Annotated in this window: 2 protein-coding genes; both read right to left on the bottom strand. The window is 52.2% G+C overall.

The features are described from left to right. Positions 1–668 precede the first annotated feature (668 nt). Positions 669–6,917, bottom strand: coding sequence for a hypothetical protein (locus ACKI3C_RS06640; RefSeq protein WP_407403302.1), 6,249 nt, complete (start codon positions 6,915–6,917; stop codon positions 669–671). A 42-nt stretch (positions 6,918–6,959) separates the two neighbouring features. Beyond that, positions 6,960–9,173: a M6 family metalloprotease domain-containing protein gene (locus ACKI3C_RS06645; protein WP_407403304.1), complete on the bottom strand. Its 2,214-nt coding sequence runs from the start codon at positions 9,171–9,173 to the stop codon at positions 6,960–6,962. Positions 9,174–9,720 lie beyond the last annotated feature (547 nt).

The raw sequence follows: 9,720 nt of genomic DNA on the forward strand, positions 1-9,720 counted from the left end.
AGTTCTGCACATAACCCTGTCCTAACTGAGCGCAAGCGAAGGCAGGGCAGGGTAAACGCGATACACTGTACCGCGGTTGAAGACCGCAACCTTGCACGTTTCGAGGTAGCGGTCTTCAACCGCGATTTTGTCACACTTCACACCCCCCCCACCGGCAGCTCGCAGGTCTGCGACCAGCGGTTAACCAAAGTTACGACCTCCCTGAGGTCTAAAAAATCCACTATATATATTTTCAATGAAAAAATCAGTGAGTTCAGTGAGATCCGCGCGGGGAGTTCCATTGGTGAATAGTTACCCGGTAAAAACGTCGGAGACGTTAGAGGTTCGAAGAGTCTCACTATGCAAAACCCCATGCAAGCAACCTCAAAGAGGTGCGCAGCATGGGGTATATGCTATACGAATATCGTGCCTCGGAGAGGAACGCCAACGCGATATTGTTAACAGTCAGAAAAACACCCAATATACAAAATTAACTAATAATCAACTATTTAACATCAACTATTACATTTTTTCAACGGAATAATTGATACAAAGATACATTTTTTCAACGGAATAATTGACACAAAACCACATTTTTTCAACGGAAAGACGAGAAAAACGAAAAATCAAGGGCGGCCCTGTGCGTAGGGTCGCCCTTGGCGTTTATTTAGGGAATAATCTTGACCAGATTACTTGCGGAGCTTGATAGCCTTCATTGTGCCGTCGGTGTACTGACGAACCACGATGTAAACCTGGCCAGCAGCGGGCTCGGTTACCTTAGCGCCGTTAGCGGTGTAGTAAGCCTCGCTTGCGATGGTCTTGCCGATTGTAGTCTCGTCGATGCCTGTGGGCACGTCAACGTTGAGAATGATAGTCCAGCTATTTTCGTTGAGAGTTGTGCCCTCTTCGCTTGCAGTAGCTTTGAGAGTTACCACAACCTCCTGAGCAGCCTCTACTACATCAGCGTCGTTACCATTGATAACAACGATGTCGTTGTTGGTTGTCCAAACCACACCCTCGGGAGCACCCACATAGAACTTGGTGGTCACATTGTCGTAGGTGTCGCCCTCGGCGAGAACCACAGCAGCAGCGTCGGCCATAATGATGGGATTACCCTCAGAGATAGCGGGAACTGCAAATGTGTAGTCATCGGCCTTGAACCAAGCCTGTGCGGGAGCCTTGCGGGCTGCACCTTGAACAGAGTTCATGTCGATTGCAGCAAGTTCAGCAACAGTCACACCTGTACCGATGGCGTTGTTGTTGCCATAAGCCTTGCGGTCGGTGAGGTAGTAAGAGTTGGTGCAAGTGTTGTTATCGCCCCAGTAGGTAGCCTCCTTGCCAGTCTCGGTGCCCACGAGAGCACCGCCGCAGCCTTCGCGAGCCTCAATCTCACCGATGTTCACACAGTTGACGAGTTGAGTGCGAGCAGCAGAAGCATAGTAGCTGGGAGAACCCACGATACCGCCCACGCGAACTTGGCCAGAAACCTTGCCCGAGTTGAAGCAGTTAGAGAATGTCGCATATCCAGTACCAGCGATACCGCCCACGCCATAGTGGTTAGAAGTAGCGCTCTCGGCTGCTGTTGAAGAAATGTTACCAGTGTTGATGTTGCCATTAACAACCGATGCAGCGTTAGCGTTGTTACCAATGATACCGCCAGCGTTGTACTGAGCAACAGTTACGTCGCCATGGTTCACACAGTTGGTGAGCGAGCTATTAGCACCAGTGAAAGTGTAGCAGATACCTGCAGCACCCCACAGGCCTTGCTCGATGTTACCAAAGTTGACGCAGCTGTCGATAGCCACATAGTTAGAAACATAAGCGATGATACCAGCAATCTGCTGAGCCTGCGAAACGATGTTACCAGAGTTTACACAGTTCTTAACTACAACGGGATAAGTTGCGCTTGCACTACCCTTGTAGTAACCTGTGATACCTGCAGTGTAAACGCTCTTAGTGTTTACAATGTTACCTGTGTTGACACATCCGTCGAATGTTGAACCTGCCGAGTAGAAAGCAGCGATACCAGCCATTGACGAAGAAGAAACGGCAGCAGTTGCAGTAGCGATAATGTCGCCATGGTTCTCGCAACCGTCATATACGCACACGTTGTTACCAGCTGTAGCGCCCTGTGCAGCAGTGATACCGCCCAGGATGCCGTTACCTGTGATGTCGCCGTGGTTCTCGCAGCTATCAAACAGGTAAGAGCCCGAATTAGCCTTGCCGGCACAGTTGGCAACGATACCAGCGCTTGAACCGCCAGTGATGTTACCATGGTTCTCACATTCAATATACTTGCCAGGAAGTGCGTAAGAAGCGATACCACCCACATAAGCAGTAGCGGTGGTTGAGCTGAGGTCGCCCTCGTTCTTACACTCTGTGAACTCAACGTTTTCATAAACGTAGGCAGCGATACCAGCCACGTTGGCTGCGCTTGAAGTTACCTCGCCAGTGTTTACAACCTTGTCGAGGCGAGCACCTTGATAAGCATAAGCAGCGATGCCGGCAGTATAAGTTGCGATACCAGTTACCTTACCTGAGTTCTTGACGTTCTCGAGCTTACCATAGAGCTTGCCTACTACGCCGCCCACATAGCCGAGCTTAGTAGTGCCATTGTTGCCACCAAGACCACCCTCGGTTGAACCAGCGGCAGTGAGGTTCTTCACTGTTGCATCAGCACCAATAGTGCCGAAGAGACCACCCTGGCCAGCGACCTTGGTCTTGTAAGCATAACCCTTAACCGAGAAGTTGTCACCATCGAAGTTACCGTTGAATGCGGTTACACCGTCGGCACCCAGAGGTGTGATACCTGCGGGCTCGCCTGCGAAGTCGATGTCGTTCATCATCTTCACATACTCGCCTGCGAGAGTGTTGGCAGTGTTAGACATGAATGCAGCAAGAGCGTTCCATTCCTGGGCGTTAGTGAGCTGCCAGGGATCCTCTGCTGTACCGCTACCCTTGAGGGGATTAGTGGGCAGAGCCGAGAGAGCAATAACCTTAACGAAGCCGTCGTTCTCGATAGTGAGAATGTCTTCAATCACTGCATCGGTGTGAGCGATACCCTTAACGGTCATGCCGTCGAGAGTGAATGCTGTGCCCTGCTGGAGAGCGGGAGTACCTGCTGTGACTGTAGCGTCGGCACTAAGGTTCTTAGCGGTAACGCCTGCGGGCATGAGGAGCTGAGTAGCAGCTGCCTTCTGTACCATTTCCTCGCTAGCAAATTGTTTGAGGACGGGGTACTTGCCTGCCTCGAACTGCCATACCTCGGTGTCGAAGCCTTCGAGAGCCTGACCTGATGTGAGAACGCTTGTCTCAACACCGTTCATGCCTGCGTGGGGAGCATTAGCGTCGGCGGGCATGTCAAGAATCTGAACATCCCAGTAAACGCCGTTGATTTCCTCTGATGTGCTCTGAGCCTCACCACCTGCGATAGCACCGTTAGTAGCAGCGTCGCCGCTGAATACTGTACCGTAGTTAACGCAGTTGATCATGTCATTGCGATAGTAGCTTGAAGTTGCTGTGGGAGCAATAGCACCCCAGTAACCTACGATACCACCAGCACGCTTGATCTGTGCAGCAACTGTACCTGCGTTGACGCAGTTCACATACTTGCCGCCTGATGAAGAAGTACCTGCGATACCACCGCAAGACTGCAACTGGTTAGCATAGTTGGTTGCAAGCTGGCGAATCTCAATCTTACCAACGTTCATACAACCCTCAACATAGCTGTAGTTAGCACCTACGATACCGGCTGTCTGGCCGTAGCCGCCGGTAATGTTACCTGCATTGTAGCAGTTGATGATCTTACCTTCCTTGAGGTTCTGACCACTGATACCGCCAATCCAGCAAGAGTAACCAATCACGTCGCTGTAGTTGCGGCAGTTCTCAACGAGACCGTTGTTGTAAGCAACCACTGCACCTGATGTGCCGTAGAACTTGAGGTCGCAGTCGGCTGCGATGTTCACGTTCTTAACAACACCTGTCTGGTCGAGGCGGCCAACGAAGCCTGCGTAAGATGTGCTTGCACTAGTGTTGATAGTGCCCCAAGAACCTGCACCTGCCTGCTCGGGAGATGTGCTCCAAGCAACGCGGTTGAACTTCATCTTGTGGATGAAATGGCCGTCGCCGTCGATCACACCTGCGAAGTAGTTGTGAGCGTCGGGAGCGTTGGTACAGATACCCACGAAGTTCTCGTCATACTCAAGGTCGATGTCGTTGACAATCTTGAAGTAAGTCTCGGGGAAGAGCTGGTTCTTGTTGGTTGTAAGGTCTGAGAGAAGGATAAGGTCGGCCTTGGTCTTGATGAGGAAGGGCTCAACCTCGGTACCTGCACCCTCGAAGGGGAGAGGAGAAATCTTAGCCACGCGGTAGTAAGCACCAGCCTCGGGGTTCAGATAATAGATTGTGTCGTTACCGAACTCGCTATTAGCGTTGAGTTCGATCTTGTTGCCATTCAGTTTAGCGAAGTAACCCAGGTTAGAGAGGTTGCCCTGCTTGTAGAATGCCACGATAACGTCGTTGTCCTTGTTAACGACAGCGTCCTTGGTGAACTTGTCGAACGAAGCGCCTGCGGGCAATACCACTGCAGCAGTAGCGAGCTTAGATGCTGCGGTTGCTGCGCTTGCCTTGAGGGCGGGATACTTACCAGCGCTGTACTGCCAGAGGCTTGCGTCGAAGCCTGCGGGGCCAGCTGCTGCGGTAAGGTCGGCTGTGTTCACGCCAAACTCACTCTGAGAGAGGCTTACAATCTGCTTGTCGAAGTAAACGTTAGCGAGAACGGGCTCTGAACCATTAGCAATGGTACCGATAACCTCGTTGTTCTGCTTCTCAACCTGTGATGAGTACTGATACATCTCGGCAGCAACTGTAGCGGCTGAGTAAACATTCTTAACCTGCGCGTGAGTTGTGGGATCACCTGTTTCAATAATGTAATCCTGAACACGGCCCACAACACCACCAGTTGAGCGTGATGAGTAACCGTCAACGCGACCGTTGAAGTAGCTGTCCTCTACGTTTCCGCGAAGGTAACCAACAACACCACCAACGATAGCACCGCTTGCATAACCGCGAATGGTACCCACTGCGAAGCTGTTCTTCAGTGTTGATGCCGATACGTTACCAGCAACACCACCGATTACCTGATACTCTGAATGCTGTGAATAGCCGTCGATTATACCGCTGAACCAGCAGTTGTCCATAGTAGTGAAGAAGAGGTTACCAACTACACCACCAGTGGGATAACCAGGAGCTGAACCGCTCACTGTTGCACAAACGATATTTACGTTCTGGGCAAAGCAGTTAGAGATAGGAGCCGAAACCTCGGCAGCAACACCACCGGTGTAGCCATAGAGGCTGGTGATCTCTGTGTCCTTAACCGAGCAGTTTGAGATATTGTAAGCAATACCTGCAAGACCACCAGCTGCCATGCCTGTGCTGTAGATGCTTGAGTTAACAACGTGAACATTGTCAAGTGTACCACTTGACTGTGCCACAACGATACCGCTGTAGTAGTTCTGTGCCTTTACTTCGGCTCCATCAACGGTGAGGTTCTTGATTACTGAAGCTGCGTCGGCATAACCAAAGAGACCCATGTACATACCCTTGTCGTCAACAACATAGTTGCTGATGGTGTGGTTGTCGCCGTCGAATGTAGCGTTGAACTTATTCTGGTTGTTACCAACGGGGGTTACCTTGTAACCGTCCATGTCGATGTCGTTAACAACCTTGAAGAACACGCCCTCGTAGGTCTCGCCCCCGGCAACCTTGTCGCTGAGGAGGATCATGTCGTCACGTTGCTTGATGAGGAAGGGAGAAGCCTCGGTACCTTCACCTTCAAAGTCGGTGACGCTGATTGAGGGATACTCAAGATCGAAATCGCAAGTGATGTTACACTCGTCGTAGGCAGCAACGAGGTAGCGGCTGCCCTGGGCTGTGCCAGTAACAACACCCCAGTTAGTCCAGTCGAGTTTCTTGAGGTCGGTAGCGGCAGCAGTTACAGCATCATCGGTGCTGAGCGAAGCACTACCAGTCTCACTGAATGTGAGGTTGTAGCTGTAGAAGTCGCCGTAATTTGCGTTGTAGGCAATCAATGAAGAGGGGATGTTCACGGTCTTGTTGCGGTTAAGGCTAACAGCAACTGTCTGACCATAGTTACCCAGGTTCTTGATTGTAGCCACATTGGCACCTGTCTGCTCAACTACCACGCCGTAGCTCTCGGTTGTGCCGTCGCCGTGCTTCTTGCCTGTGAATGTGGCGTTGCACTTGTCCAGAGTGGTGTTAGCAACCACGCTGAAGTAGCTCCAGGTGGTAGCAGTGGCACTAGCCTTGACATAGGCACCCCATGCGTCGGTGATGACAATCTTGTTGCCACTTACCACGCCTGTCACTTCCTGGCCTGCGAGTGGCTGACCATCGGCAAGGTTGGTAGCTGCAAACACGATGTTGCCATAGGTGTCGTGCTGTCCCATCACCTGATAGGGGATGGTGAGCTTGCCGTCGGCAGCAACTTTGGCCTTAACAACGGTGTTGTAACCGCTTGACCAGAAATCACGCATGATGATTGAGTCAGTGCCGAGGGGCTCGACTGTGACACTCACACCATTGTAGCCCGAGGTGAGCAATGATTCTCCGGTGAGCACGTAGTTGCCTGCGAGCTCATTCACCGAAGTCACCTTGCGAGGGGCTCTCCTTGCACTCATGGGTTCGCTAGGAGCTACGATGTTGTCGCGCGTGTAGTCTGACTTGGGACGATCGATACCTCTAGGATCAAATAAATCCTTGAAGCTTACCAAACCACCCTCATCACTCTTAACACTGGCTTTTTCCTGCAACTTGAGTACAGAAGCCTGCGAGACATCCATGTTCTCCTGCGCTTGAGCGCTGAAGACTGTAGCGGCAACTACCGCCACGAGTCCCATGAAAGAATTGAATCTTCTCATTTTGTTGTGAATAAATGGTTAATAATTAGTATATAAATGTTCTCAGTTGTTCAGTATTATGTTGAGCAATGCATTCACATCGCTCACGTCCACGTCACCGTCGCCGTTGAGGTCCAAACCGCTGGTGGCAGTTCCGTCAATGATAGCGCCCACGATGACATTGAGATCGGTCACATCGACTGTGCCATCGCCATTGAGGTCACCCTCGATGCGGTCGCTCTCCACCACAAACGACACGTTGTCGAGATAGCACGCCGCAGTGCGACTGCCGCTGAACTCAACGATGCGCACCTCGCTGCCCTGGACAAATGGCATGGTGAAAAACAGGTTGACGCTCTCACCAGCCGGCACTGTAGTGCTCTCTAGACCATCGTCGGTCTTGATTGTTGCCCATACGCCCGTCGATGATGCGCGGGTATAGACTCTCACAACGGCGTTGCTAGTGGTTGGGTTATAGAAGTCGAGCGACAGCGACTGTGCATCCCAGGGCAACGCGCTAGTGAGCACCTCACTGCTGCGCAGCAACGAGCACGAGTGCTTGCCTGTGCCTGTTCCTTCGCCCGAGGTGGCGGCAACGCGCGCCCCAGCTTTGAAGGTCCACGAGGTGTACTTGCCGGCAACCTTGCTGGCATCGGCTGTGGTGACGGCCATGTCCTCAAAGTCCTCGATGTGGGTCTCATAGGTCTGTACCTTGAGGTTGAACGACACCGTCCCGTCGCTGTGGCGAGTGATGCCGGTGATTTCGTAGTCGCTGTTGCGGCCTGTCCACGAGCGCAGGCTGGGCGTTGTGTTATTACCCAATGCTGTGATGCCTTGGGTGCCGGGGAACGGGTCGCTGCCGGTGTCGGATGTGCCGGCTCCGCCAGCGCGAAGCAATTCATAGAGGGGATGGGTGGCGGTACTGTTCACGCGGTTGTTCTCCCATGCGGTGGCATTGGTCGAGTCCACTCGCCACACCAGCATGCCCTCGCCGGGAAGATAGGCGTCCCAGCCTGCCTTGGCTCGGCTCTCGATAAGGAAATACTCGTCCTTGACATTAGATTCCAGGCGATAGCCAGCATTGCTCGTCGTGATGGGCTTGACAGTGTAACTGCCACCACGGGTGAGCTGCTGTGGGGTGATGAAACCTGCTGCATAACGCTCGTAGAGGCTATAAGCACACGGGGTGCGCGACTGGTTGAGGTAACTGCCCGATGCCATGAGGCTCCATCGGCCGGGGTTGACGCACGATCCGCCCGTGGTGCCGTCGGCATCATAGAGGTCGGCAATGCCCAGCACGTGGCTGAACTCGTGGCAAATGGTGCCTATGCCGTCGATAATCTTTGACTCGGGACGGCTATAAAGTTCGGTAGAGCAGGCATAGCGGTCAAACGACACTCCGTCGAGGTACTTGCTGGTGATGCTCGACGCATGGGGCCACAGCAGGCGGCTGTCGTTGCCGCTGAAGTTGCTTCCAGCACCGGCAAAGAGAAAGAACACCATATCGACCTTTCCGTCGCCGTCGCGGTCATAATCCTTGTAGTTTACTTGCGAGTCGGCGGCATCGAGGGCGGCATTGACAAGCACTGGAGCCCCCGCACTCTTCATTGCGTCATACTGCGAGTAATTGATGGTCACAGGCCCCACAACATCAAACTGGGCATCAAACTCGCCAGCCGAACTGTCGTAGAAGTAGTCGCGCACCGAGCCGGTGTAAGGAATCAGCTCGGGGAAAGCGGCATTGCTCATGAACCCGCGGTAGTTGCGCTGGTTGATCATGTTGTCGAATAGCGTGTGGGCGTTGTCGTAGGTAAATGGGCAGTCGTTGTAGGCCACGAGAATCACCAGCCCGCGAAAGTTCTTGTAGTCATAGTGCCCGGTCTTGCCATGCAGGCGATGCTTGGCGCGGCGGGCGTTAATCGTCTGGACGCTCGGCGTGAGGTGGCGCTGCGTGGCAGCAAGCCACGATAGCTCCTGCGCGTTGCGGCGCAAGGCGTCGTGAGCAATCACTGCCGTGGGCACAAGGTTATCACCCGCCACAGCAGCATACTTGTAGTAACCGTCGGCCTCATCTTTCACGACCGTATAACCATCGGCAGTAGTAGTGTAGTTGAACCATTCATCGCCGTGCTGGAGCAATGTGACGAAGGTGCCGTCGGGCTGTTGCACCCGGGCAGGATCGGGACATGCAACGATTGCATGGGCGGCTGTCCACAGGACAAACGCCACTACCAGCGCTAGCAATCTTTCCACGTTAAGTTTAGCACCAATTTGCATAATCTCCCTTTTGTTACTATAAAACATACAAATTTACGTCATTTTTTTAAATTTACACGCATTTATGTGATAAATTTCTAAATACATGTCGCTTTTTTCTATAAATAAGCAAAAATCGACACAATATATCCCAAATACACCACAAATACATCAATAACTTTTTTGAGGACTCCCCGCGCGGATCTCACTGATCTCACTGATTTTTTTCATTGAAAATATATTAACTCAACTTTAGCATTTGATAATAAATATTGCTAATTTATTGTCCGGCAGGACAATACCTGAATAACCCCCACCGCCGAACGAAGTGGCGGTGGGGGTATGGTATCAACAAGCAGATGCGTCCCGTAGGACGCTAATCGGAGCAAATAGGTGAAATTCAGATGGTTCCATATGCTAAAGTTGAGTATATTAACAATTAGAGGCTGAAAGCCGACACGCACAAAGCTTGCTTTGGGCACATAACCCCCACCGAAGGGAGTGAAACGACTGCCGGTGGGGGGTGTGAAGTGTAATAAAATCGCGGTTGAAGACCGCTACCTCGAAA

Origin of the sequence: Sodaliphilus sp. (genome assembly GCF_045598405.1) — a bacterium.
GTDB classification, from domain to species: domain Bacteria; phylum Bacteroidota; class Bacteroidia; order Bacteroidales; family Muribaculaceae; genus Sodaliphilus; species Sodaliphilus limicaballi.

What these genes read in the sequence shown, in the direction of transcription:
- ACKI3C_RS06640 (WP_407403302.1), bottom strand. Translation starts at nt 6,917, where the DNA reads ATGAGAAGATTCAATTCTTTCATGGGACTCGTGGCGGTAGTTGCCGCT.
- ACKI3C_RS06645 (WP_407403304.1), bottom strand. Translation starts at nt 9,173, where the DNA reads ATGCAAATTGGTGCTAAACTTAACGTGGAAAGATTGCTAGCGCTGGTA.